At 73.7% G+C, this 23,462-nt stretch carries 21 protein-coding genes and 2 tRNA genes; 11 read left to right on the top strand and 12 right to left on the bottom strand.

From position 1 onward, the window contains the following. Positions 1-2: 2 nt before the first annotated feature. The 4 genes from B9L22_RS15750 to B9L22_RS15735 are packed head-to-tail and all read right to left on the bottom strand — an operon-like array spanning position 3 to position 3,188. Positions 3-395, bottom strand: a complete 393-nt coding sequence (locus B9L22_RS15750; protein ID WP_009864106.1) for a Fur family transcriptional regulator — start codon at positions 393-395, stop codon at positions 3-5. Further along, positions 392-1,360 carry a metal ABC transporter permease gene (locus B9L22_RS15745; protein ID WP_086151093.1) on the bottom strand — a complete coding sequence of 323 codons (969 nt, stop codon included), beginning with the start codon at positions 1,358-1,360 and terminating at the stop codon, positions 392-394. Before B9L22_RS15745 ends, B9L22_RS15750 begins: the two co-directional genes overlap by 4 nt. Further along, positions 1,357-2,187, bottom strand: a complete 831-nt coding sequence (locus B9L22_RS15740; RefSeq protein WP_082774215.1) for a metal ABC transporter ATP-binding protein — start codon at positions 2,185-2,187, stop codon at positions 1,357-1,359. The genes B9L22_RS15745 and B9L22_RS15740 overlap by 4 nt, the downstream gene beginning before the upstream one ends. Next, the gene (locus B9L22_RS15735; RefSeq protein ID WP_086151239.1) at positions 2,184-3,188 is read right to left on the bottom strand and encodes a metal ABC transporter substrate-binding protein; all 1,005 of its coding nucleotides are present in this window, start codon (positions 3,186-3,188) and stop codon (positions 2,184-2,186) included. The genes B9L22_RS15740 and B9L22_RS15735 overlap by 4 nt, the downstream gene beginning before the upstream one ends. A gap of 161 nt (positions 3,189-3,349) precedes the next feature. Here B9L22_RS15735 and B9L22_RS15730 point away from each other — a divergent pair, with 161 nt between their 5' ends. After that, positions 3,350-4,747, top strand: coding sequence for a glycine--tRNA ligase (locus B9L22_RS15730; RefSeq protein ID WP_233140187.1), 1,398 nt, complete (start codon positions 3,350-3,352; stop codon positions 4,745-4,747). A 111-nt stretch (positions 4,748-4,858) separates the two neighbouring features. Here B9L22_RS15730 and B9L22_RS20270 read toward each other — a convergent pair whose 3' ends face one another. Beyond that, a complete protein-coding gene (locus tag B9L22_RS20270) occupies positions 4,859-5,017 on the bottom strand; it encodes a hypothetical protein (RefSeq protein WP_021483859.1) in 159 nt (52 codons plus the stop codon). Positions 5,018-5,134: 117 nt separating this feature from the next. On the opposite strand from B9L22_RS20270, the gene dusB reads away from it, so the two are divergent. Further along, positions 5,135-6,370, top strand: a complete 1,236-nt coding sequence (gene dusB / locus B9L22_RS15725) for a tRNA dihydrouridine synthase DusB (RefSeq protein WP_086151092.1) — start codon at positions 5,135-5,137, stop codon at positions 6,368-6,370. A gap of 114 nt (positions 6,371-6,484) precedes the next feature. Here dusB and B9L22_RS15720 read toward each other — a convergent pair whose 3' ends face one another. Together B9L22_RS15720 and B9L22_RS15715 are read right to left on the bottom strand one after the other, a co-directional pair. Then, complete coding sequence (locus B9L22_RS15720) at positions 6,485-8,338, bottom strand: glycoside hydrolase family 13 protein (RefSeq protein WP_031316511.1); 1,854 nt, start codon at positions 8,336-8,338, stop codon at positions 6,485-6,487. A 181-nt stretch (positions 8,339-8,519) separates the two neighbouring features. Further along, on the bottom strand, positions 8,520-9,596 hold the full coding sequence (locus B9L22_RS15715) for a LacI family DNA-binding transcriptional regulator (RefSeq protein ID WP_233140186.1): 1,077 nt from the start codon (positions 9,594-9,596) through the stop codon (positions 8,520-8,522). A gap of 264 nt (positions 9,597-9,860) precedes the next feature. On the opposite strand from B9L22_RS15715, the gene B9L22_RS15710 reads away from it, so the two are divergent. The 4 genes from B9L22_RS15710 to B9L22_RS15695 all read left to right on the top strand — a co-directional run bounded on the left by B9L22_RS15710 (position 9,861) and on the right by B9L22_RS15695 (position 15,650). After that, complete coding sequence (locus tag B9L22_RS15710; RefSeq protein ID WP_021482604.1) at positions 9,861-11,093, top strand: extracellular solute-binding protein; 1,233 nt, start codon at positions 9,861-9,863, stop codon at positions 11,091-11,093. Between the two features lie 151 nt (positions 11,094-11,244). Continuing rightward, positions 11,245-12,891, top strand: coding sequence for an ABC transporter permease subunit (locus tag B9L22_RS15705; RefSeq protein WP_086151090.1), 1,647 nt, complete (start codon positions 11,245-11,247; stop codon positions 12,889-12,891). Between the two features lies 1 nt (position 12,892). Continuing rightward, positions 12,893-13,804 (top strand): sugar ABC transporter permease, encoded by a 912-nt coding sequence (locus B9L22_RS15700; protein ID WP_086151089.1) that lies wholly within the window; start codon positions 12,893-12,895, stop codon positions 13,802-13,804. 4 nt (positions 13,805-13,808) lie between these two features. Then, complete coding sequence (locus B9L22_RS15695) at positions 13,809-15,650, top strand: glycoside hydrolase family 13 protein (RefSeq protein ID WP_086151088.1); 1,842 nt, start codon at positions 13,809-13,811, stop codon at positions 15,648-15,650. Here B9L22_RS15695 and B9L22_RS15690 read toward each other — a convergent pair. Further along, positions 15,647-16,078 carry a hypothetical protein gene (locus B9L22_RS15690; protein WP_086151087.1) on the bottom strand — a complete coding sequence of 144 codons (432 nt, stop codon included), beginning with the start codon at positions 16,076-16,078 and terminating at the stop codon, positions 15,647-15,649. The two genes, B9L22_RS15695 and B9L22_RS15690, sit on opposite strands and share 4 nt — an antisense overlap. A 113-nt stretch (positions 16,079-16,191) precedes the next feature. Here B9L22_RS15690 and B9L22_RS15685 point away from each other — a divergent pair, with 113 nt between their 5' ends. Continuing rightward, positions 16,192-17,481: a deoxyguanosinetriphosphate triphosphohydrolase gene (locus B9L22_RS15685; RefSeq protein ID WP_051027575.1), complete on the top strand. Its 1,290-nt coding sequence runs from the start codon at positions 16,192-16,194 to the stop codon at positions 17,479-17,481. Positions 17,482-17,502: 21 nt separating this feature from the next. On the opposite strand, the gene B9L22_RS15680 is transcribed toward B9L22_RS15685, so the two are convergent. After that, on the bottom strand, positions 17,503-17,955 hold the full coding sequence (locus B9L22_RS15680; RefSeq protein WP_061268625.1) for a VOC family protein: 453 nt from the start codon (positions 17,953-17,955) through the stop codon (positions 17,503-17,505). A 96-nt stretch (positions 17,956-18,051) separates the two neighbouring features. On the opposite strand from B9L22_RS15680, the gene B9L22_RS15675 reads away from it, so the two are divergent. Both B9L22_RS15675 and dnaG read left to right on the top strand, forming a co-directional pair. Next, the gene (locus B9L22_RS15675; protein WP_086151086.1) at positions 18,052-19,014 is read left to right on the top strand and encodes a helix-turn-helix domain-containing protein; all 963 of its coding nucleotides are present in this window, start codon (positions 18,052-18,054) and stop codon (positions 19,012-19,014) included. 9 nt (positions 19,015-19,023) lie between these two features. Next, entirely contained in the window at positions 19,024-20,970 is a 1,947-nt protein-coding gene (gene dnaG, locus B9L22_RS15670; protein ID WP_086151085.1) for a DNA primase, read from the top strand. A gap of 198 nt (positions 20,971-21,168) precedes the next feature. Here dnaG and B9L22_RS15665 read toward each other — a convergent pair. Both B9L22_RS15665 and B9L22_RS15660 read right to left on the bottom strand, forming a co-directional pair. After that, positions 21,169-21,241, bottom strand: a tRNA-Asn gene (locus B9L22_RS15665). 55 nt (positions 21,242-21,296) lie between these two features. Beyond that, positions 21,297-21,812 (bottom strand): hypothetical protein, encoded by a 516-nt coding sequence (locus tag B9L22_RS15660; RefSeq protein WP_086151084.1) that lies wholly within the window; start codon positions 21,810-21,812, stop codon positions 21,297-21,299. Positions 21,813-21,870: 58 nt separating this feature from the next. Between B9L22_RS15660 and B9L22_RS15655 the strand changes: the two genes are divergently transcribed. Next, positions 21,871-21,944, top strand: a tRNA-Ile gene (locus B9L22_RS15655). A gap of 51 nt (positions 21,945-21,995) precedes the next feature. Beyond that, positions 21,996-22,355, top strand: a complete 360-nt coding sequence (locus B9L22_RS15650; RefSeq protein ID WP_198163054.1) for a DUF488 domain-containing protein — start codon at positions 21,996-21,998, stop codon at positions 22,353-22,355. On the opposite strand, the gene B9L22_RS15645 is transcribed toward B9L22_RS15650, so the two are convergent. Next, complete coding sequence (locus tag B9L22_RS15645; protein WP_086151083.1) at positions 22,328-23,440, bottom strand: acyltransferase; 1,113 nt, start codon at positions 23,438-23,440, stop codon at positions 22,328-22,330. The two genes, B9L22_RS15650 and B9L22_RS15645, sit on opposite strands and share 28 nt — an antisense overlap. Between the last annotated feature and the right edge of the window lie 22 nt (positions 23,441-23,462).

Raw genomic sequence — 23,462 nt, 5'->3', positions numbered from 1 at the left:
GCTCAGTCCTGGACGGCGGTGGCCCGCGCGCAGCCCGCGCACGTGCCGAACAGCTCGATGGTGTGCTGGATGTCGACGAACCCGTGCGAGGTGCCGACCTGGTTGGCCCAGGCCTCGACCGTCGGGCCGTCGATCTCGACGGTCCGGCCGCACGCCCGGCACACGAGGTGGTGGTGGTGCTCGCGGCGCTCGCACCGGCGGTAGAGGTTCTCGCCCTCCTCGGTGCGCAGCACGTCCACGTCGCCGCCGTCCGCGAGGCTCTGCAGCGTGCGGTAGACGGTCGCGAGCCCCACGTTGTCGCCGCGCGTGCGCAGGATCTCGTGGAGCTGCTGGGCGCTGCGGAAGTCCTCCAGGTCCTCCAGCGCGTCCGAGACGGCGGCGCGCTGGCGGGTCATGCGCTGCACGGGTCACCTCCGGTGGTGCGGTGGGTCGACCCCGAGGGTACGAGGTCGAGCTCGACGTCGTCGGGGATGTCCGGGTGCGGGTCCCGCGCGACGCGCGGCCGCCGGCGGACCCACAGGGGTCGCAGCGCGGCGACGACGAGGTACGTCGCGATCGCGAGGACCACGATCGTCGCACCCGGCGAGACGTTGTTCCAGTACGTGAAGGACAGCCCGACGACGCACACGACCACCCCGACGACCGACGCGACGAGCATCGTGCGGCGGAACGAGCGCGTGACGAGCTGGGCGACCGCGACGGGCACGATCATGAGGGCGCTGACGAGCAGCAGCCCGACGACCCGCATCGACACGGTCACGGTGAGCGCGGCGACGACGGCGACGGCGATGTTCAGCGTGCGCACGGGCAGGCCGGACGCGCGCGCGAACTCCTCGTCGTGGCTCACCGAGAACAGCGCGGCCCGCAGGCCGACGCCGACGAGCAGGATCACCGCGCTGAGGACGACCGTGAGGACGAGGTCCGACGACGTCACCGTCGAGATCGAGCCGAATAGGTACTGCATGAGGCTGCCGGACGAACCGCCCGCGAGGCTGATGAGCAGGACACCGCCCGCGATGCCGCCGTAGAACAGGAGCGCGAGCGCGAGGTCACCGCTCGTGCGGCCGCGCTCGCGCACGACCTCGATCGCGACCGCACCGAGCACCGCCGCGACGACCGCGCCGGGGATCGCGAGCGCGTCGTTCGGCACGACGCCCATCGCCGCGCCGACGAGCCACCCGAGCGCGACGCCCGTGAGCGCGACGTGCCCGATGCCGTCGCCGAGCAGCGAGAGCTTGCGCTGCACGAGGTACGTGCCGACGACGGGGGCGCTGACGCCGACGAGCAGCGCCGCGAGGAGGGCGCGCTGCATGAGCGGGTCGGTGAGCAGCAGGGAGATCTCGGAGAACAGGGTGGTCATGAGGCCGTCCTGGGTGCGTGGCCTGCGGAGAGGTCGGGGTTCAGGGTGTCGGTGAGGCCCGTCTCCGGGCCCGCGGGGCGGTTGTCGCCGTCCACGGGCTCGTGCGGGTGCAGGTGCTGGTGCGTCGCCCCCGCGTGCGTGGACGACGCGCGGGGCGGGGCGCCGTCGTGCACGACCCGCCCGTGGCGCAGGACGACCGCACGCTCGACGAGCGGGGCGAGCGCCCCGAGCTCGTGGAGCACCACGAGGACCGTGAGGCCGTCGCCCACGAGCCGCGTCATCGTCGCGGCGAACGCCTCCTGGCTCGGCTTGTCGACGCCCGCCACGGGCTCGTCGAGCACGAGCAGGTCGGGCCGGCGCACGAGGGCGCGCGCGATGAGCACGCGCTGCTGCTGCCCGCCCGAGAGCTCGGCCGTCGAGTCGTCGGCGCGGTCCGCGAGGCCCACGAGCTCGAGCGCCTCGACCGTGCGATCGCGCCACCCGCGCGGGAGCCGGAGGCGGCCCCCGCCGAGGAGCCCGGACGCGACGACCTCCGACGCGGTGGACGGCATGCCCGAGGGCGCGCTCACGCGTTGCGGCACGTAGCCGAGCCGCCGCCACGGCAGCCGCGGGCCGAGGGGCGCGCCGAACAGGTCGACGGAGCCGCGGGAGAGCGGCACGATCCCGACGAGCGCGCGGACCAGCGTCGACTTGCCCGAGCCGTTCGCGCCGAGGAGCGAGACCACCTCGCCCGCGCGGACCGAGAGGTCGATGCCGCGCAGGATCTCGCTCCCGCCGAGGGTCACGTGGACGTCGCGCGCGGCGATTAGCTCCGGTGCATCCGTCATGCGCACGCGAGGCCGGACGTGAGCGCCTCGAGGTTGGACTCCATGACCTCACGGTAGTCCGTCGCGCCCTCCGCGAGGCTCTCGAGGGGATCGAGCAGCGCAGTCCGGACGCCGAGGTCGTCGGCGAGCGTCTGGGTCACCTTGGGGCTGACGAGCGTCTCGAAGAAGAGCGTGGTCACGCCGTTCTCCCGGACGACCTCGCCCACCTCGCGCAGGCGCGCGGGGGAGGGCTCCGCCTCGGGGTCGATCCCGGAGATCCCGACCTGGTGCAGGTCGTAGCGCTCGGCGAGGTAGCCGAAGGCCTCGTGGGAGGTAACGAGCGTCGCGCCCGCGCACGGGGCGAGCGCCTCGGCGAACTCGGCGTCCAGGTCGTCGAGGTCCGCGGTGAGGGCGGCGGCACCGGCCGCGTAGTCGTCGGCGTGGTCGGGGTCGAGCGCGGAGAGCTCGTCGGCGACGGCGTCGCCCACCGCGGCCAGACGGGTCGGGTCGAGCCAGAAGTGCGGGTCCGTGGGGCCGTGGTCGTGACCGTCGCCGGACTCGTCCGCGTGCTCGGCGTGCTCCTCCGCGGTCTCGTCGGCGTGCTCGCCCTCGCCGCCGGGGTGCTCCTCGAGCCCGGCCGACGCCGCGGCGTCGACCACGTGCTCGGGGGCGCGCTGCTCGATGCCCTCGTCGACCGCGGGCTGGAACCCCGAGAGGTAGACGACGAGGTCGGCGTCGCCGATCGAGCGGACCTGCGCGGGCGCGAGCTCGAGGTCGTGCGGCTCGGCCGCGGGCGGCGTGAGGTTCGCGACGTCGACGTGCTCCCCGCCGACCTGCTCGACGACGTACTGGAGCGGGTAGAACGACGCGAGCACCTGGAGCCGGCCGTCGTCGCCGCCTCCTCCTCCCGAGCCGCCGTCCCCGGGGGAGTCGCCGAGGGAGCAAGACGCGACGAGCGCGGCCGTGGCGAGGGCGGCGGTGGTGGCGAGGGCGCGGCGGCGCCGGGAGGGGGAGCGGTGCATGACCACCAGTCTCCGCCTTCTTGAGAATGAATGTCAAAACCGTTCCCGGTGAGCCGGGTCACGGCCGGGTACGCTGGTCGGTCGGCGCCCGTGCGGGCGTCGCCCACCCGTCCAGCCCCCACGAGCCACGTGCGGGGCCGTGAGCACCAGGAGTGATGTCCGTGGCCGCAGCGCCCTCGCCCACCGCCCGTCTCGACGCCGTCGTCTCCCTCGCCAAGCGGCGCGGGTTCGTCTTCCCCTCGGGCGAGATCTACGGCGGCACCCGCTCCGCGTGGGACTACGGGCCCCTGGGCACCGAGCTCAAGGAGAACATCAAGAAGCAGTGGTGGCGCGCGATGGTCACGAGCCGTGACGACGTCGTGGGCCTCGACTCGTCCGTGATCCTGCCGCGCCAGGTGTGGGTCGCGTCGGGCCACGTGGGCGTCTTCACCGACCCGCTGACGGAGTGCCTGCACTGCCACAAGCGGTTCCGCGAGGACCAGATGATCGAGGAGTTCGAGGAGAAGAAGGGCCGTGCGCCCGAGGGCGGCCTCGCCGAGATCGTCTGCCCGAACTGCGGCACGCGCGGGCAGTGGACCGAGCCGCGCGACTTCAACATGATGCTCAAGACGCACCTCGGCCCCGTCGAGGACGAGTCGGGCCTGCACTACCTGCGCCCCGAGACGGCGCAGGGCATCTTCGTGAACTTCGCCAACGTCATGGGGGCGAGCCGCAAGAAGCCGCCGTTCGGCATCGGCCAGATCGGCAAGTCGTTCCGCAACGAGATCACGCCCGGCAACTTCATCTTCCGCACGCGCGAGTTCGAGCAGATGGAGATGGAGTTCTTCGTCGAGCCCGGCACGGACGCCGAGTGGCACCAGTACTGGATCGACACGCGCACCGACTGGTACGTGGACCTCGGCATCCAACGCGACAACCTGCGCCTGTACGAGCACCCGCAGGAGAAGCTCTCGCACTACTCGACCCGCACGGTCGACATCGAGTACCGCTTCGGCTTCTCCGGCTCGGAGTGGGGCGAGCTCGAGGGCATCGCGAACCGCACCGACTTCGACCTCAAGACGCACGCCGAGCACTCCGGCAAGGACCTGTCGTACTTCGACCAGACGAAGAACGAGCGCTGGGTGCCCTACGTCATCGAGCCGGCCGCGGGTCTCACGCGCTCGCTCATGGCGTTCCTCGTCGAGGCGTACACCGAGGACGAGGCGCCGAACGCGAAGGGCGGCGTGGACACGCGCACGGTCCTGCGCCTCGACCACCGCCTCGCGCCGGTCAAGGCCGCCGTGCTCCCGCTGAGCCGCAACGAGCAGCTCTCGCCCAAGGCGAAGGACCTCGCGACCGAGCTCCGCAAGTACTGGAACGTCGACTTCGACGACGCCGGCGCCATCGGCCGCCGGTACCGCCGCCAGGACGAGATCGGCACGCCGTTCTGCATCACGGTCGACTTCGACACGCTCGACGACCAGGCCGTGACGATCCGCCACCGCGACTCGATGAGCCAGGAGCGCGTCGCGCTCGACAAGGTCACCGAGTACCTCGCCGGGCACCTGCTCGGCGCCTGACGCGTCAGCGGCCCGGCGCACCGGCGCCGGGCACGCAGGAGGGGCGAGACCGTACGGTCCCGCCCCTCCTGTCGCGTCTCGTCGGGACGCGTCGCCCCCAGCGGCCTCGCGCTAGCGGGCCGCCCCCTTAGCCCTGTTGAGCAGGCCGATCACCAGGCTCACGACGAGCACGATGATGCCGATCCAGATGAGGATCTTCGCGGCCTCGATGGCGACGCCGAGGATGAGGAGCACGGCGCCGACGATGACCAGGATGAGCCAGAGAGGCATGTCGTCCCTTTCGTCCGTGTCCGGCCTGGATTGCCGGACCTCCTCAACACTGCCACGACCGTGCGCTGCTCGCTCGTCGAAACGGGGCTCGTCGTGCAGCGGGAGCCGGGTGGGACAATGGAGCGCGTGACTGCACCCGCTCCTGCCCTCAGCACGACGACCGACCGCCCCGACCCGGGGACCGGTCCGCTCGTGGCGCCGCTGCGGATCGGCCCGATCGTCGTCCGGACGCCGGTGGTCCTCGCCCCGATGGCCGGTGTCACGAACCGCGCGTTCCGCACGCTGTGCCGCGAGGCCGGCGCGTCCGGCGGCGACGACCCCGGCCTGTACGTCGCCGAGATGGTCACCAGCCGCGCGCTCGTCGAGCGCAACCCCGAGGCGCTGCGCATCGTGACGTTCGGCGCGGACGAGACGCCGCGGTCCGCGCAGGTGTACGGCGTGGACCCCGCGACCGTCCGCGAGGCCGTGCGCATCATCGTCGCCGAGGACCGCGCCGACCACGTCGACCTGAACTTCGGCTGCCCGGTGCCCAAGGTCACGCGCAAGGGCGGGGGAGCGGCGCTGCCGTGGAAGCGCGACCTGTTCACCGCGATCGTGCAGGGCGCGGTCGAGGCCGCCCGCCCGTACGGGGTCCCCGTGACCGTGAAGATGCGCAAGGGCATCGACGACGACCACCTCACGTACCTCGAGGCGGGCCGCATCGCGGAGGGCCTGGGCGCCGCCGCCGTCGCGCTGCACGCGCGCACCGCCGCCGAGCACTACTCCGGCACGGCCGACTGGTCCGCGATCGCGCGTCTCAAGGAGACTGTGACGAGCGTGCCGGTGCTCGGCAACGGCGACATCTGGTCGGCCGAGGACGCCGTGCGCATGGTGCGCGAGACCGACTGCGACGGCGTCGTCGTCGGGCGCGGCTGCCAGGGCCGGCCGTGGCTGTTCGCCGACCTCGCCGCGGCGTTCGCGGGCCGCCCCGAGCGCGTGCGCCCCGGGCTGCGCGAGGTGGCGGGCACGATCTACCGCCACGGCGAGCTCATGATCGAGTACTTCGACGGCGACGAGGGCAAGGGCATGCGCGACCTGCGCAAGCACATGGCCTGGTACCTCAAGGGCTACGCGGTGGGCGGCGACGCGCGCCGCGCGCTCGCGATGGTCTCGACGCTCGCCGAGCTGCGCGCGCTGCTCGACGAGCTCGACCAGGACGCGCCCTACCCCGGCGAGGCCGCCGAGGGTCAGCGCGGCCGGGCCGGGTCGCCCAAGACGCCGCACCTGCCGTACGGCTGGCTCGACTCGCGCGAGCTCGACGCCGAGCACGAGGAGCGCCTGCGCGAGGCCGAGCTGAGCGTCTCCGGCGGCTGAGCGCCGCCTCCTCGCCGACCGCCCCAGCGCGGCCCTGCGCCGACGGGACGAGAAGCACGACGGCCGGGACCCCCGTGGGGGTCCCGGCCGTCGTGCACGACGCGGCGGCGTCGGTCAGTGCGCGCGCAGCCAGACGGTCGTGTCCGACGGGACGCGGACCTGCGGGTCCGCGGAGCGGTCGGTCAGGACCGGGCCGGAGGCCACGAGGACCTCCGCGCCGTGCGGCAGGACCACGGGCTCGGCGCCCAGGTTGGCGAGCACGACGACGTCGCGGTTGCGGAAGGCGACGACGTCCGCCGAGCCGGCGAACTCCTCGACCCACGCGAGCGTGCCCGCGCCCAGACGCTCCGCGCGACGCGTGGCGAGGGCCGTGCGGTACGTCTCGTAGGTCGAGCCCTCGACGCCGCGCTGGACGTCCGCGGCGTAGCGGCCGTACGACTCCGGCTGGGGGAGCCAGGTCTTGCCGGACGGCCCGAACCCGAAGCCCTCGGCGTCGGCGCGCCAGGGGAGGGGGATGCGGCAGCCGTCGCGGCCCGCCTCGGCGCCCTGGGTGCGGAAGAACGCCGGGTCCTCACGGACGTCGTCGGGCAGGGCGGTGTGCTCGGGGAGGCCGAGCTCCTCGCCCTGGTAGAGGTACGACGACCCGGGCAGGCCGAGCATGAGCAGCGACGCGGCGCGCGCACGGCGCAGGCCGAGCTCCTCGTCGGGCTGCGGGTCGTGGGCGAAGATGCCGTTGGGGCGCAGGCCCGGGTCGGCCAGGCCGAGGCGCGACGCGTGGCGCACGACGTCGTGGTTCGACAGGACCCACGTCGTGGGCGCGCCGACCTCGTCGTTCGCGTGCAGCGACGCCGCGATCACGGTGCGCAGCGGCGCGGCGTCCCAGCCGGTGGTGAGGAACGAGAAGTTGAACGCCTGGTGCATCTCGTCCGGGCGCACGTAGCGCGCGAGGCGCGAGAGCGGCTCGACCCACGCCTCGGCGACGAGCGCACGGTCGCCGTCGTACTCGGCGAGGACGCGGTGCCACGCGCGGTAGATCTCGTGGACGCCGTCCTGGTCGAACATCGGGCCGGAGTTCCCGGCGCCCGTCGAGCCGTCCTCGGGGGCGCCCGGGTCGGTGCCCTCCTCGCCGTCGGCGGCCTCGGTGCCCTCGACCATCGAGACGGTGCCGTCCCAGTCGGGCAGGCCGTCGGCCTTGATCATGCCGTGCGCGACGTCGACGCGGAACCCGTCCACGCCCTTGTCGAGCCAGAAGCGCAGGACCTGCTCGAACTCCTCGCGGACCTCCGGGTTGTCCCACGCGAGGTCGGGCTGGGTCGAGTCGAAGAGGTGCAGGTACCACTGCCCGGGCGTCTCGCCCTCGGCGCCGGTCACGGGGCGGGCGTTCGCACCGGCCGTCACGCGGGTCCACGCGGGGCCGCCGAAGATCGACTGCCAGTTGTTCGGGGGGAGCTCGCCGTGCTCGCCCTCGCCCTCGCGGAAGATGTAGCGTGCGCGCTCCGGCGAGCCCTCGGGCGACGCGAGCGCCGCCTGGAACCAGGCGTGCTGGTCCGACGTGTGGTTCGGGACGAGGTCGACGATGATCCGGATGCCGCGCGCGTGCGCCTGGGCGAGGAGCTCGTCGAAGTCCGCGAGCGTGCCGAACAGCGGGTCCACGTCGCGGTAGTCCGCGACGTCGTAGCCCGCGTCCTTCTGGGGCGAGCGGTAGAACGGGCTCAGCCAGACGGCGTCGACCCCGAGCTCGGCGAGGTGGTCGAGCTTCGAGGTGATGCCGGGCAGGTCGCCGACGCCGTCCCCGTCGCCGTCCGCGAAGGAGCGCGGGTACACCTGGTAGATGACGGCGTCGCGCCACCACTCGGGGGCCTCGCCCGGCCCGGTGTGCACGAGCGCCCCCGTGCTGAAGGGCGCCGGGGCGGTGGCCAGCCCGGTGCTGGTCGCGGCGGCGGTCGGCGTCGAATCGATACGAGTCATCGAGCTGTCGGTCCTCACGTACGTGGTGCTGGGGTTTTCAGGGGATCTTCCGGTGGTGGTCACTCGGCTGGCGGAGCGGGGTGTCGCCGACCCTCCGTCGAGTGTAAGCGCTTGCGGTGCGGTGCCGACGAGGGGTCGGCGGACGCCCGCAGCGAGGTGCGTGGACTTCCGGGCGCCGGTCTCAGGCGGTCGGGGAGCCCGCCGCGGCGACCGTGCTCGCGTCCGGGGCGGACGCCGCGCGGGCCGGGGCGGCCCCGGTCGAGTCGCGGACGATGAGCTCCGGCTGGAAGAGGAGCTCGGTCCGCGGTGCCCGCTCGCCCGCGATCTCCGTGAGGAGCGCGCTCACGGCGGCGTGCGCCATGGCGCTCACGGGCTGGCGCACCGTGGTGAGCGGCGGGTCGGTGAAGGCGATGAGGGGCGAGTCGTCGTAGCCGAGCACCGAGACGTCCTGCGGCACGCGCAGCCCGCGCGAGCGCGCCGCGCGGATGGCGCCGAGCGCCATGAGGTCGGAGCCGCAGACGATCGCGGTGTGGCCCGAGTCGATGAGCTCGCCGCCCGCGGCCTGGCCGCCCTCGACGGTGTAGAGCGTCACGACGACGTGCTGGGCAACCTCCGCCTCGTCGGCGACGAGACCGTGCCGCACGAGCGACTCGGCGAAGCTCGCGAGCTTGCGCTGCGCGGGGACGAAGCGGTCGGGGCCGATCGCGAGGCCGACGCTGCGGTGCCCGAGCGAGACGAGGTGTCGCACCGAGAGCTCGACGCTCGCGACGTCGTCGGGCGAGACGAACGGGGCGTCGATGCCCTCGGCGAAGCCGTTGACCAGGACGATCGGGATGCCCCGGCTGCGCAGCCGCTCGTAGCGCTCGTGGCTCGCCTGGGTGTCCGCGTGCAGGCCGGAGACGAAGACGATGCCGTCGACCGCGTGGTCCATGAGCATGTCGACGTAGTCGTCCTCCGTGGTCCCGCCCGGCGACTGCGTGCACAGCAGCGGCGTGTACCCGTGCTCGGACAGGAGCGACTCGATCGTCTGGGCGAACGCGGGGAAGACGGGGTTCGTCAGCTCCGGGACGACGAGGCCGACGAGGCCGGCGGAGCGGGTGCGCAGCGTCGACGGTCGCTCGTAGCCCAGCACGTCGAGCGCGGCGAGCACCGCCTGGCGGGTCTCGCTCGCGACGCCGGGCTTCCCGTTGAGGACGCGCGAGACCGTCGCCGTGGAGACGCCTGCCTGGGCGGCGAGATCACTGAGACGGGTACGCACATGGGGCAGCGTAGGGGACACCGGACCTCCTCGTCCTGGTCGTCCGGTCGGCGAGCCGCGATCCCCTGTGCGGAGGCGCGCGGACCCGTCGACCGGAGGAGGCGGGTGGGCGCCGGTCGACGCCCTGCAAAGCGTTGCATGAAAGTTACCGCAACGACTTGCACCTGTGCCACCTCCCGCTCTACCGTCGTGCCCATCAGGGTCCGGCGCCGGTGCCAACGCCGGAGCGGGCCGCCCATCACGACACGCTTGGAGTGACCACTGATGCGACGGAGCATCCTTCTTGCCGCCGCGCTGACCACGACGCTGGCGCTGACCGCCTGCTCGTCCGGCGGCTCGGGCGACGAGACCACCGACGAGCCGAGCGCCGAGGGTTCGTCCGCCGGTGGCTCGCTGACCGTCTGGGTCGACGAGACCCGTCAGGACGCCGTGACCGCGGCGGCCGAGTCGTTCGAGACCGAGACGGGCACGACGGTCGACGTCGTGCTCAAGAACTTCGAGGACATCCGGGCGGACTTCCTCGCCCAGGTCCCGACGGGAGAGGGTCCCGACATCACCGTCGGCGCCCACGACTGGCTGGGCGAGCTCACCACGAACGGCGTCGTGGCGCCGCTCGAGCTGGGCGACAAGGCGGCCGAGTTCGAGGACGTCTCCATCGAGGCGTTCACGCAGGACGGCCAGGTCTACGGCCTGCCCTACGCGATCGAGAACATCGCCCTCATCCGCAACACCGCGCTCGCGCCGACCGCCCCCGCCACGTGGGACGAGGCCGTGGCCGCGGGCCAGGCCGCCGGGACGCAGTTCCCGATCCTGGTCCAGTCGGACGGCGACAAGGGTGACCCGTACACCCACTACCCGTTCCAGACGTCGTTCGGTGCCCCCGTCTTCGCGCAGAACGAGGACGGCAGCTACTCGTCCGAGCTCGCGATGGGCGGCCCCGAGGGCCAGGCGTTCGCGCAGTGGCTCGGCGCCCAGGGTGCGGCCGGCGTGCTCAGCCAGGACACGACCTACGACATCGCCGTCGAGGCGTTCAAGAACGGCCAGTCGCCGTTCATCGTCGGCGGCCCGTGGATGATCGACTCGTTCGAGGGGCTCGACCTGTCGATCGACCCGATCCCCACCGCGGGCGGCCAGCCCGCGCAGCCGTTCGTCGGCGTCCAGGGCTTCTATCTGAGCGCGGAGAGCGACAACGCGATCGTCGCGAACGACTTCCTCGTGAACTTCCTGTCCACCGAGGACGCGCAGCTCGCGCTGTACGAGGCGGGCAACCGTCCGCCGGCGCTGACCGCCGCCGCCGACACCGCCGCCGCGGACGACCCGATCGTCGCGGGCTTCCGCGCCGTGGGTGCCGAGGCCGTGCCGATGCCGTCGATCCCCGAGATGGCTTCCGTGTGGAGCTTCTGGGGCGTCACCGAGGCGGCGATCGTCGCCGGTGCCGACCCGGTCTCGAGCTGGGACAAGATGATCGCCGACATCCAGGGCGCGATCGACTCCTGATCCGGGTGCAGCCCGCCGTCGCGGTGCGCAGGGCTCCTGCGCACCGCGACGGCGCGTCCCGACCTCCGGCCCGGAACGGGCCGCGACGCAGCACGACGACACTCCAGAAGACGCAGCACCCCGCGCGTCCGACGACCTCGGAGGCACCACGATGTCCGCCCCTCAGACCACGGCCGGCGACGAGCGCGTCGGCACCTCCGGAGCCGACGGCCCGCCGCCGCGCGGCGAGCGCCGCCTGCGGCCGCGCGACGCCTCGCACGCGCGCGACTACGGGCCCGGGTTCTTCGTCAAGCTCGCCCTCATGGCGGTCGTGGACGCGCTCGGCGTGTACGTGGTCTGGTCGGCGTGGACGGCGGGCTCGTACGGCATCCTCGCCGCGACGCTCGCGATGCTCCTCGCGGCCAACTGGGTGTACTTCTCGAAGCGGTCCCTGCCGCTCAAGTACATCCTGCCCGGCCTGATCTTCCTGCTCGTCTACCAGATCTTCGTCGTCGGGTACACGGGCTACGTGGCGTTCACCAACTACGGCACGGGCCACAACTCGACGAAGGAGCAGGCGGTCTCCGCGCTGCTCATCCAGAACGAGCGCCGGGTCGAGGGCTCGGCGTCGTCCGCGCTGACCGTCGTCGAGGACGGCGACGCGCTCGGGTTCGCGGTCGTCACCGACGACGGCGAGGTCGAGGCCGGCACGGCCGAGCGGCCGCTGTCGGTCGTCGACGGCGCGACCGTCGAGGACGGCCGCGCGACCGAGGTCCCCGGGTACACGGTCCTGCCGCGCGACCAGGTGCTGCAGCGCCAGGCCGAGGTGACCGAGCTGCGCGTCCCCGTATCGGACGACCCCGAGGACGGCTCGATCCGCACCACCGACGCCCGCACCGGGTACGTATACACGTCCGCCCTCGAGTGGGACGCGGCGGCCGACACGATGACCGACACGACGACGGGCACGGTCTACACGCCGAACGACGAGGGCCAGTTCCAGGCGCCCGACGGCTCGACCCTCGCGGTCGGGTGGCGCGTCCCGGTCGGGTTCGACAACTTCGTCACCGCGTTCTCGGACGCCCGCTACGCCCAGCCGTTCGTCAAGATCCTGCTGTGGACGTTCGTGTTCGCGATCGGCTCGGTCGCCACGACGTTCCTGCTCGGCCTGTTCCTCGCGATCGTCTTCAACGACACCCGGATGCGCGGGCGCAAGGTCTACCGGACGCTCATGATCCTGCCGTACGCGATCCCGGGCTTCCTCGCGGCGCTGCTGTGGTCCGGGCTGCTCAACACCCGGTTCGGGTTCATCAACGAGGTGATCCTGGGCGGCGCACACATCCCGTGGCTCACCGACCCCTGGCTCGCGAAGCTGTCCGTGCTGGGCGTGAACCTGTGGCTGGGCTTCCCCTACATGTTCCTCATCTGCACGGGCGCGCTGCAGTCCCTGCCCTCCGACGTCATGGAGGCCGCGAAGATCGACGGCGCGGGCCGCTGGACCACGTGGCGCGCGATCACGCTGCCGCTGCTGCTCATCTCGACCGCGCCGCTGCTCATCTCGTCGTTCGCCTTCAACTTCAACAACTTCACCCTGATCTACATGCTCACCGGCGGCGGGCCACGCTTCGCCGACGCGTCCGTGCCGCTCGGCCACACGGACATCCTCATCTCGATGGTGTACTCGATCTCCGGCGTCGACGGCTCGGCGCAGAAGGACTTCGGGCTCGCGAGCGCCCTGTCGATCGTCATCTTCGTCATCGTGGGGACGATCTCGGCCATCGCCTTCCGCAGCACGCGCAAGTTCGAGGAGATCAGCTGACATGGCGACCACCCAGGCACCCCCCGTCGTCGGCGGCACCGCCGTCCCGGTGTCCCGGAACCGCATGCGCCCGGGGCGCTGGTTCTCCGAGCTGGGCTGGCGGCACGTCGTCGGCGTGATCGCCGTCGTCTACGCCGCGTTCCCGCTCGTGTACGTCCTGTCGGCGTCGCTGTCGGAGAACGGGACGCTCACCGGCTCCAACTCGTTGTTCTCCGACGTGAGCACCGCGAACTACGCCCAGCTCGGCACCACGATGTTCTGGACGTGGATGGGCAACACGCTCGTCATCGCGGTCGCGACGTCGGTCGGCACCGTGCTCATGGGCGCGGCGGCGGCGTACGCGTTCTCCCGGTTCCGCTTCAGCGGCCGGCGCGCCGGCCTCACGTCCCTGCTGATCATCCAGATGTTCCCGCAGATGCTCGCGTTCGTCGCGATCTTCCTGCTGCTCATCGGGCTCGGGAACGTCGTGCCGGTCCTCGGCCTCAACAGCAAGATCGCGCTCGTCGCGGTGTACCTCGGCGGAGCCCTGGGCGTGAACACGTTCCTCATGTACGGGTTCTTCAACACCGTGCCGCGCGAGCTCGACGAGGCCGCGAAGATCGACGGCGCGACCCACACGCAGATCTACTGGACGATCATCCTGCGCCTCGTCGCGCCGATCCTCGCCGTGGTCGCGCTGCTGTCGTTCATCAGCACGTTCGGCGAGTTCATCATCGCGCGCATCGTCCTGTCGTCCGAGAGCAACTGGACACTCGCCGTCGGCTTGTACGGGTGGGTGTCGTCGCTCAAGGAGGCCAACTGGGGCCTCTTCACGGCCGGTGCCGTCATCTCGGCGCTGCCCGTGCTCGCCCTGTTCCTCTACCTGCAGAAGTACATCGTGGGCGGCCTCACGGCCGGCTCCGTGAAGGGCTGACCGCGTGCACGACGTCGCCACCCCCGTCCCGCACCACGACGGCTCGGCGCTGTACGTCCCCGAGGGCGTCCCCGCCCTCGGGGACACGGTCCCCGTCCGCGTGCGCGTGCCCCGGTCGGCCGGCGTGCGCGACGTGTGGCTGCGCACCGTGCGCGACGGCGAGCCGCGCCTCGCCCCGGCGCGCCTCGACCGCTCGGACGAGCACGAGGACTGGTACGTCGCCGAGGTGCTCGTGCACAACCCGGTGACCGGGTACCGGTTCTTCCTCGACGAGGGCGAGCGCGGCTACCGCTGGCTCAACGGCCGCGGGGTCTGGGACCGCGACGTGCCCGACGCCGCGGACTTCCGCCTCACCGTCCACGAGGGCGCGCCCGCGTGGATGCGCGACGGCGTCGTGTACCAGGTCTTCCCCGACCGGTTCGCGCGCTCGGCCGGGGCCGACGGGCGTCCGCTCCCGGAGTGGGCCGTCCCCGCGGCCTGGGACGACGAGCCGCACGGCGCGGGGCCCGACGTCGGCACGCAGTACTACGGGGGCGACCTCGCCGGGGTGGAGGAGCGGCTCGACCACCTCGTGGCGCTCGGCGTCACGACGCTCTACACGACGCCCGTCTTCCCGGGGCGCTCCAACCACCGCTACGACGCGAGCACGTTCGACCACGTCGACCCGCTGCTCGGCGGCGACGCGGCGTACGCGTCGCTGATCCGCGCCGCGCACGCGCGCGGGCTGCGCGTCATGGGCGACCTCACGACGAACCACACGGGCGCCGGGCACGAGTGGTTCGCGCGGGCGCTCGCGGACCCCGGCGCGCCGGAGCGCGACTTCTACTACTGGACCGACGGCGAGCCCGGGTACGTGGGCTGGCTCGAGCACGCGTCGCTGCCGAAGCTGTCGTACGGCTCGGCCGAGCTCGGGGCGCGCATGATCGACGGGCCCGGGTCCGTCGTCGGGCGCTACGTGCGCGAGCCGTTCGGCCTCGACGGGTGGCGCATCGACGTCGCCAACATGACGGGCCGCTTCGGCGCCGAGGACCGCACGCTCGACGTCGCGCGGCGCCTGCGCACGACGATGCGGGGCGTGAACCCGGAGGCCGCCCTCGTCGCCGAGCACTTCCACGACGCCTCCGGCGACCTCGCGGGCGACGGCTGGCACGCGAACATGAACTACTCGGCGTTCACGCGCCCGGCGTGGACCTGGCTGTCTCCCGCGCACTCGCCCGTGCCCTACCTCGGGCTGCCCGTACGCACGCCGCGCCGGGCCGGGCCGGCGGTGGTCGAGACGATGCGCGAGTTCGACGCCGTGCTGCCGTGGCGCGTGACGGCGTCGCAGTGGAACATGCTCGGCTCGCACGACACCCCGCGGCTGCGCTCGATCGTCGGCTCGCGCGAGATGGTCGAGGTCGCGGCGACGCTCCTGCTTACCTACCCGGGCACGCCCGTCGTCTTCGCGGGCGACGAGGTGGGGCTCACGGGCCTCAACGGCGAGCACGCGCGCGCGACCATGCCGTGGGACGACGCGGGCTCGGCCCACGGGCGCTGGGACGGCGCGACGTTCGACCTGTACCGGGCGCTGATCGCGGTGCGCCGCGGCTCGGACGCGCTGCGCCACGGCGGCCTGCGCTGGGTGCACGTCGCCGACGACGCCCTCGTCTACCTCCGCGAGACGCCCGACGAGCGCGTGCTCGTCGCGCTCTCCCGCGCGCCGTGGGGCGGCGTCACGCTGCACCCCGCGCTCGTGGGGCGCGGGGAGCCCGAGCGGCTGCACGGCGCGCTGACCCTCGCCCCGCACGACGGCGGCGCCCGGCTCGCGGGCGACGGTCCGGCCGTCGGGGTGTGGCGCCTGCCCTAGCCGAACAGGTGCGCGACCGCGCGCACCGCGCCGTCGTACTGCGCACGGTCGAACGTGAACGGCCCGAGCGCGGAGTAGTCCCACTCGGGACGGAACGGCTGCGTGAGGTCGCGCCACGTGACGGTCGTCGCGTCGGCGTCGACCGCCACCTCGAACGGCCAGCACCCCGCCTCGTGGCAGTCGCACGCGAGCACCCACGCCCGCCCGCCCGCGGGCACGCGGCCCCTCCCGTACCACTGGTGCGCGGCGTCGCCGTAGCGGAAGAACGCGGGGACAAGCCCGCCGTACGCGCCCGCGGGGGAGTACCCGCGCGCCGACTCGAACCGTCCGACGACGTCCACGAGCGACCGGCCGTCCACGTACGGGACGACCTCGACCAGGCCGTCGACGGTGACGGCCCGCAGCTCGAGCGCACGCGCTGCACCCATACGCCGGAGGGTACGCCCACGGCGGCCCGCCCGCCGTCCGCCACGTGCCGACCGGCGTCGTTACGCTGGGGCCCGTGCAGACGTTCGAGCAGCAGGCGTTCGACCCCGCGGTCGTGGGGACCGGCCCGCGCCCGGCGCGCGGCGAGGAGGGCACGGCGTCGTACTCCGACGCCGACACCGAGCGGTGGTTCGTCGAGTCCGCGAAGTCCCGGGCCCGCACGCCGTTCGAGCGCGACCGCGCCCGCATCGTGCACTCGTCGGCGCTGCGCCGTCTCGGCGCCAAGACGCAGGTGCTCGGGCCGGGCAGCGACGACTTCGTCCGCACCCGGCTCACGCACACGCTCGAGGTCGCGCAGGTGGGCCGCGAGATCGGCAAGGCGCTCGGCTGCGACCCGGACATCGTGGACACCGCGTGCCTCGCGCACGACCTCGGGCACCCGCCGTTCGGGCACAACGGCGAACGGGCGCTCGCGGACCTCGCGGTCGATGTCGGCGGGTTCGAGGGCAACGCGCAGACGCTGCGCCTCCTCACGCGGCTCGAGCCCAAGGTCGTGGAGGACGGCCGGTCGTACGGGCTCAACCTCACGCGCGCGAGCCTCGATGCGAGCGTCAAGTACCCGTGGGGCGCGGGCGAGGCGCCGCTGCGCGCGGACGGCCGGCCCACCCACAAGTTCGGCGTCTACGAGGACGACCGCCCGGTGTTCGACTGGCTGCGCGCCGGGGCACCCGCGCAGGTGAAGTGCCTCGAGGCGCAGGTCATGGACCTCGCGGACGACGTGTCGTACTCCGTGCACGACGTCGAGGACGCCGTCGTCGGCGGGCGCATCGAGCTCGCCGTGCTCGACGACCCCGACGAGCGCGCGCGCGTCGTGCGCGCCGTCCACTCCTGGTACGGCACCGCGTACGACGAGGCGGCGCTCGACGCGGCGATCACCCGGCTCCAGGGCACCGGGCACCTGGTCACCGGGTTCGACGGGTCGCGCCGCGCGCTCGCCGCGCTCAAGGACGCCACGAGCCAGCTCATCGGCCGGTTCACGGGAGCGGCCCAGGACGCGACGCGCGCGCTGTTCGGGGACGGCCCGCTCACGCGCTACGCGGCGCGGCTCGTCGTGCCGGACGAGACGGTCGCCGAGATCCTCGTGCTCAAGGGGGTCGCGGTCGCGTACGTCATGGCGCCGCGCGAGCAGGAGCCGCTCTACCAGCGTCAGCGCGAGGTGATCGCCGACCTGGTGCACGTCCTGGGCGACCGCGCGCCCGTCGCGCTCGAGCCGTCGTTCGCGGCGGACTGGGAGGCGGCGCCCGACGACGCGGCCCGCCTGCGCGTGGTGATCGACCAGGTCGCGTCGCTCACCGACGTCTCCGCGATGCAGCTGCACGCGCGCCTCGTGCGCCCGCCCGCCTGACCGGCGGGCGCACGGGCCGGGTCAGCCGCGCTCGGCGACCCACGCGTCGCTCGCGCGCTGCACGTCCTCGGCCGTCACCGACTCGGCGACGGTCGCGAAGTACCAGCGGTGCCCGAACGGGTCGCGCACCGCCGCCTGGCGGAACCCCTCGAACCAGTCCGACGGCTCCGCGAGGCTCGACGCGCCGGCCGCGAGCGCCCGCGCGTACGCGGCGTCGGTGTCCTCGACCGGGACGGTGAACGACGCGTGCGTCGGGGCGCCGGGCTCCGGCGCGACCGAGTCCGGCGGGAACGCCTCCGCGACGGTGAACGTGCTGGTCCCCGCCGGGGAGACGAGCCGCAGGTCGGAGTGGATGACGGCGTCGCCCGCCGTGATCGTGTCGACCACCTCGGCGCCGAGCGCGGCCTCGTAGAACGCGATCGCCTCGCGCGCGCCGCTCACCGTGACGTTGGGGTGCAGTGCCGACATCTCCATGGTGTCCTCCTCCTCGTCGTTCCCCGCCCACCCGGGGCGGGCCGTCCCCCCATGCTCGTGTCGGCGGGCCGTGCCAGTCTTGGAGGAATGCGACAGGTGTTCGAACCCGCCGGTGCCGGCGCCCCCGCGGGGCCCCGGCGCCCGACGACGTCCGTCCGCGGCCTCGTCGACCCCGCGGCCGCGCGGCGCGGCTTCGAGCTGGTGCGCGTCGAGCCCGCCCCCGACCTCGCGGACCTCGTGGAGCGGCACTGGGTCGTGCGGTGGGACCTGCCGCCCGGCACGGAGTTCACCCAGGTCCTCGTGCCCCACCCGGTGGCGAACGTCGTGGCCGAGGAGTCGGGGTACGTCGCGCACGGGATCCCGCCCGGGCTGTTCGAGCGCACCCTGACCGGGTCGGGCGCCGTCGTGGGCACCAAGCTCCGGCCGGGCGCCTTCCGGGTGCTGCTCGGCCACCCCGACGCCGTGCGTCCGGGCGTCCAGGTCCCGGCCGCGGCGCTGCTCGGCCCGACGGCGGAGCGCACCGGCGCCGCCGCGCTCGCCCTGGCGGTCACGGGCCGCGACGAGGAGGCGGCGCAGACGGTCGAGCCCCTGCTGCGCGCCCGGGCCGAGCGGGTCCGCATCGCACGCGCGAGGCGCGACCTCGACCGGGTCGCGCGGGCGTTCGCGGCGCTCGTCGGCGGCGAGCTCGGGCCGGGGGCGGGCGTGGGGGACCTCGCGGACGTCGTCGGCACGTCCGCGCGCTCGCTGCAGCGGCTGTTCGCCGCGTCCGTCGGCGTGAGCCCGAAGTGGGTGCTCCAGCGGCACCGCGTGCACCTCGCCGCGGACCTCCTGGCGGCGGACCCGGGCCAGGACCTCGCGGCGCTCGCGACCGCCGTCGGCTACTACGACCAGGCCCACCTCGGGGCGGACTTCGCACGCGCGACGGGCGTCACCCCCGGCGCGTACGCGCGCCGCTGCGCGGCGTCGCGCGCGGCCCTCGTGGGGGCGGCGGCGGGGACCGGCGCCGGGGTGACGGACGACGCCGCCGGGGCACCCGCCGGGCCGGCCCGGGGCGCATAGACTCGCCTCGTGGCAGGCCTGATTCGACGCGAGGACGTGGAAGCCGTCCGCGACCGCGCGCGGATCGACGAGATCGTCTCCGCGCACGTCACGCTCAAGACCGCAGGCGTCGGCTCGCTCAAGGGCCTGTGCCCGTTCCACGACGAGCGCTCGCCGTCGTTCCACGTGCGTCCCGGCGTCGGGCGCTGGCACTGCTTCGGCTGCGGCGAGGGCGGCGACGTCATCTCGTTCGTGCAGAAGATCGACGGCCTGACGTTCGTCGAGGCCGTCGAGTACCTCGCGGACCGCATCGGCATCCAGCTCCGCTACGAGGACTCCGGCGGCCCGCAGCGCCCCCGCGAGGAGCCCGGCCGTCGCCAGCGGCTGCTCGAGGCGCACCGTGTCGCCGCCCAGTACTTCTCCGAGCAGCTCTTCGCCCCGGGCGCCCAGGCCGCGCGCGCGTTCCTCGCCGAGCGCAGCTTCGAGCGGGCCGACGCCGAGCACTTCGGCGTCGGGTACGCGCCGACCGGCTGGGACAACCTCCAGCGCCACCTCCAGGGCCGCGGCTTCACGCAGGCGGAGCTCGTCGCGTCCGGCCTCATGAGCCAGGGCCAGCGCGGCATCTACGACCGGTTCCGCGGCAGGCTCATGTGGCCGATCCGCGACGTGACCGGCGAGATCATCGGGTTCGGCGCGCGCCGCCTCTACGACGAGGACCAGGGCCCCAAGTACCTCAACACGCCCGAGACCACGCTCTACAAGAAGTCGCACGTGCTCTACGGCATCGACCTCGCCAAGCGCGAGATCGCGAAGCAGAAGCGCGTCGTCGTCGTCGAGGGGTACACGGACGTCATGGCCGCGCACCTGTCCGGCGTGACGACGGCCGTCGCGACGTGCGGCACCGCGTTCGGCTCGGACCACGCGCGCATCGTGCGGCGCCTCCTCGGCGACACGACCGCGGGCGGCGGCATGCAGCTCGCGTCGGGCGCGTCCGTCGGGGGAGAGGTCGTCTTCACGTTCGACGGCGACGCCGCGGGCCAGAAGGCCGCCGTGCGGGCGTTCGGCGAGGACCAGCGCTTCTACGCCCAGACGTTCGTGGCGGTCGAGCCGAGCGGCATGGACCCCTGCGAGCTGCGCATGGCGCGCGGGCCGGACGCGGTGCGCGCGCTCGTCGACGGCCGCCAGCCGCTCTTCGAGTTCGTCATCCGCACGACGCTCGCGTCGTTCGACCTCGACACGGCCGAGGGGCGCGTCGGAGCCCTGCGCGCGGCCGCGCCCGTCGTCGCCGGCATCCGCGACACCGCGCTGCGGCCCGAGTACGCGCGCATGCTCGCCGGCTGGATCGGCACCGACGCGGAGCGCGTCCGGCGCGAGGTCGCCGCGGCCGCCAAGCGCGGCAGCGCACCCGGGCCCGTGCGGACCTCCCGGCCCGACGACGCCCGCCCCGGTGCCGAGGCCCGACCGCCCGAGCCCGAGGTCCCCGCGCTGCCCCTGCCCGACCCGCGCGACCCCGTCGCGCGCCGGGAGCGACTCGCGCTCGCCGCCGTCCTCCAGTACCCCCAGCACGTGCCGCCGATGTTCGACGACCTCGGCGAGGACGCGTTCGCCGTCCCGGCCTGGCGTGCCGTGCACGCCGCGATCCGCGCCGCGGGCGGCGTGCGCGAGGGCAGGTCGCTCGGCGCCGGGCACTGGGTCGAGGCCGTCGTCGAGCAGGCAGCCGAGCCCGTGCGCGGCCTCGTGACCGAGCTTGCCGTCGCGCCCCTGCCCGAGGACCGGGAGAACGTTGTCGGCGGCTACGTCGCGGGCGTCGTGCGCGGCCTCGTCGACCTGGGCCTCACCCGCCGCGTCGCCGACGCGAAGAGCCGGCTCCAGCGGCTCGACCCGTCGGTCGACCTCGCCGCGTACCAGGAGGCGTTCGCCGCGCTCCTCGCCGTCGAGGCCGAGCGCCGCACGCTGCGTGAGGGCGAGATCGCCTGACCCCGGCGGCCTCGGTCGGTCCGGGGCGTCCTGCGCCGACGGAGGTGTGTCCGCAGACGACCGGCCCGCGCGAGCGGCACGGACGCGTCCACGGGCGCTCGGAGAGGTCGGACGCCCGCGCGCCGGTCGGAGGTCCGTCCCGGGGACGCAAAAGGTCCGGCCCCGGACCGCTGTGCGATCCGGGGCCGAACCTGAAGGCTCCCGCGGTAGGACTTGAACCTACGACCGTCCGATTAACAGTCGGATGCTCTGCCAGCTGAGCTACGCGGGATCGACCATAGCCGTTGCGGTGTGCACCGCAGCGACCGGGGAAAACTCTAGCAGGCTCAGAGGGGTAGTCCGGACGCCGACCGGACCCGACCCTCGGCCGCGTCGACCCGGGCCTCGACCTCCGGGTCCGCCAGGTCCAGCCCGGGGTCGGCGACGACCTGCGAGAAGAGCTCGCCGTCCGCGTCCCGCCGCACGGCGACGCGCGCGGTGAGGCCTGCGGCGAACGTCACGGTCTCCGAGAGCACGACCGACGACTGCACGCGCTCGCGCAGCGTCTGCGCGAGCGACGTGCGGCGCGGGTCGGCGAGGCGCAGGGCCAGGGGAGGGGCGCCGTCGACCCACGAGACCGTGATCGTCGCGCTCTCCGGGTCGTACCCCGCCCGGTCGACGTCCGACCAGAGGTGCCGGACGACGGTCGTCCCGCCGGCGTCGCTCGTGAGGAGCCCGGCCCGCGTCGCGACGGCCCACGACCCGTCGGCGAGCTCCGCCGACGCGAGGACACGATCGGTGGCCGGGAGGTCGAGCGCACGACGGACAGGGTCGGGCAGCGCGGGACGGCGGAACCAGGACACGTCCCCACCGTAGCGGCTCTCCGACCGCCTGCCGCACGGGCGGTATGCTCGCCCGCGCGCCCCGTTAGCTCAGCTGGTCAGAGCAGGAGACTCATAATCTCTCGGTCGCGGGTTCAAGTCCTGCACGGGGCACCCTTCCGCGTCGCGCGTGCGGCGCGAGCGTCCGCGCGGTGTCATGGCCTCATGACGGTGCGGACCAAGCGCGTGTACGAGCCGGCCGAGGAGCAGGACGGGTTCCGCGTGCTCGTCGACCGCCTGTGGCCGCGCGGCGTGAGCAAGGAGGCGGCGCACGTCGACCTGTGGCTCCGGGACGTCGCGCCGTCGACGGACCTGCGGCGCTGGTTCCACCACGAGGAACGGCTGTTCGACGAGTTCGCCGAGCGGTACCGGGCCGAGCTCGACGCCCACGGTGACGCGGTCGCGGAGCTGCGGGACGTCGTCGGGCAGCACCCCGTGGTGACGCTGGTGTACGGGGCGAGGGACGAGCAGCACAACCAGGCCGTGGTGCTGCGCGACTACCTCGCGGCGAGCGCCTCGTCCTGAGCGCCCCGGGATGCGGCGGCCCGGGTCGGGCGGTCGCGGCGCAGGTCGCGGTCGAGGGCGTGCCGCAGCCGGGGCCCGAGCGGGCGTTCGACGGCGCGGTGGATCACCCAGGCGAGGGCGAGGCACACCGCGACCGCCACCGCGAGGGTCGCGGCGCGCGAGAGGTACGGGTGCACGGACTCGATGACCCATCGTCCCCAGGACGAGTGCACGAGGTAGAGCGGGTACGTGAGGGCGCCGAGCGCGGTGAGCCAGCCCCAGGAGACGCGAGCGAGCGGCGTGAGCGTCGCCACGGCGACGAGCGCGAAGCACACGACGATCGCGACCCACCACGCGGTGGGGGAGACGACGACGTCGGTGCTGTTCTCGATGCGGCCGGACTGGATCCGCCCGGAGAGCGCCGCCCCGAGGAGCACGTTCAGCGCGAGCGCGAGCCAGAGGACGGGGGAGCGGCGCTCGCGGGTCAGCAGGTAGAGCACCATGCCGCCCGCGAAGAGCGGGGCGTCGGGGGCGACGAGCACCGTCGCGGCCAGCTCGGAGCCGGTCTGGGTCGCGATCGCGCCAGCGACGGGCCACAGCACGACGAACGCGAGGACCCGCGCCCGGGTCAGGCCGACGGCGACGAGCACGCCGACGAGGACGTAGAACCGCAGCTCGGACCAGAGCGTCCAGTAGACGGCCTCGAGGTCGGGGATGCCGAACGCGCGCTGGACCATGGTGAGGTTGGCCGCCGCCTGCGGCAGGTCGACGTCGCGCCGGCCGGGGACGACGAGCACCAGCAGGACCACCGTGAGCAGCACCGAGGCCCAGTACGCGGGGAAGAGCCGCCCGGCGCGCGAGGCGACGAAGCCGCGCACGTCGCGGCCCCAGGCCGTCATGAGGATGACGAAGCCGCTGACGACGAAGAAGAGCTGGACCCCGAAGGACCCGTAGGCCGTGACCGCCTGGGCGTCGGGGAGCGAGGCGCTCGTGCGCGCGCCCCACGCGTGGTGGTTGACGGCGACGAAGTGGTAGACGAGCACCGCGGCCGCTGCCGCGAACCGGAGTCCGTCGAGCACGGCGAGGCGAGGGTTCTGCGTGGGCATCCGCGGCACGTTACCGAATCGT

The organism is Cellulosimicrobium sp. KWT-B (genome assembly GCF_002127155.1).
GTDB lineage: Bacteria > Actinomycetota > Actinomycetes > Actinomycetales > Cellulomonadaceae > Cellulosimicrobium > Cellulosimicrobium funkei.
The sequence above is the reverse complement of the archived record's forward strand: the minus strand, read 5'-3'. Positions and strand labels throughout refer to the sequence as shown.

Bases quoted from the DNA above. Each gene is read 5' to 3' on its own strand.
- B9L22_RS15750 (WP_009864106.1), bottom strand. From the start codon at position 395: ATGACCCGCCAGCGCGCCGCCGTCTCGGACGCGCTGGAGGACCTGGAG.
- B9L22_RS15745 (WP_086151093.1), bottom strand. From the start codon at position 1,360: ATGACCACCCTGTTCTCCGAGATCTCCCTGCTGCTCACCGACCCGCTC.
- B9L22_RS15740 (WP_082774215.1), bottom strand. From the start codon at position 2,187: ATGACGGATGCACCGGAGCTAATCGCCGCGCGCGACGTCCACGTGACC.
- B9L22_RS15735 (WP_086151239.1), bottom strand. From the start codon at position 3,188: ATGCACCGCTCCCCCTCCCGGCGCCGCCGCGCCCTCGCCACCACCGCC.
- B9L22_RS20270 (WP_021483859.1), bottom strand. From the start codon at position 5,017: ATGCCTCTCTGGCTCATCCTGGTCATCGTCGGCGCCGTGCTCCTCATC.
- dusB (WP_086151092.1), top strand. From the start codon at position 5,135: ATGGAGCGCGTGACTGCACCCGCTCCTGCCCTCAGCACGACGACCGAC.
- B9L22_RS15720 (WP_031316511.1), bottom strand. From the start codon at position 8,338: ATGACTCGTATCGATTCGACGCCGACCGCCGCCGCGACCAGCACCGGG.
- B9L22_RS15710 (WP_021482604.1), top strand. From the start codon at position 9,861: ATGCGACGGAGCATCCTTCTTGCCGCCGCGCTGACCACGACGCTGGCG.
- B9L22_RS15705 (WP_086151090.1), top strand. From the start codon at position 11,245: ATGTCCGCCCCTCAGACCACGGCCGGCGACGAGCGCGTCGGCACCTCC.
- B9L22_RS15700 (WP_086151089.1), top strand. From the start codon at position 12,893: ATGGCGACCACCCAGGCACCCCCCGTCGTCGGCGGCACCGCCGTCCCG.
- B9L22_RS15690 (WP_086151087.1), bottom strand. From the start codon at position 16,078: ATGGGTGCAGCGCGTGCGCTCGAGCTGCGGGCCGTCACCGTCGACGGC.
- B9L22_RS15680 (WP_061268625.1), bottom strand. From the start codon at position 17,955: ATGGAGATGTCGGCACTGCACCCCAACGTCACGGTGAGCGGCGCGCGC.
- B9L22_RS15650 (WP_198163054.1), top strand. From the start codon at position 21,996: ATGACGGTGCGGACCAAGCGCGTGTACGAGCCGGCCGAGGAGCAGGAC.
- B9L22_RS15645 (WP_086151083.1), bottom strand. From the start codon at position 23,440: ATGCCCACGCAGAACCCTCGCCTCGCCGTGCTCGACGGACTCCGGTTC.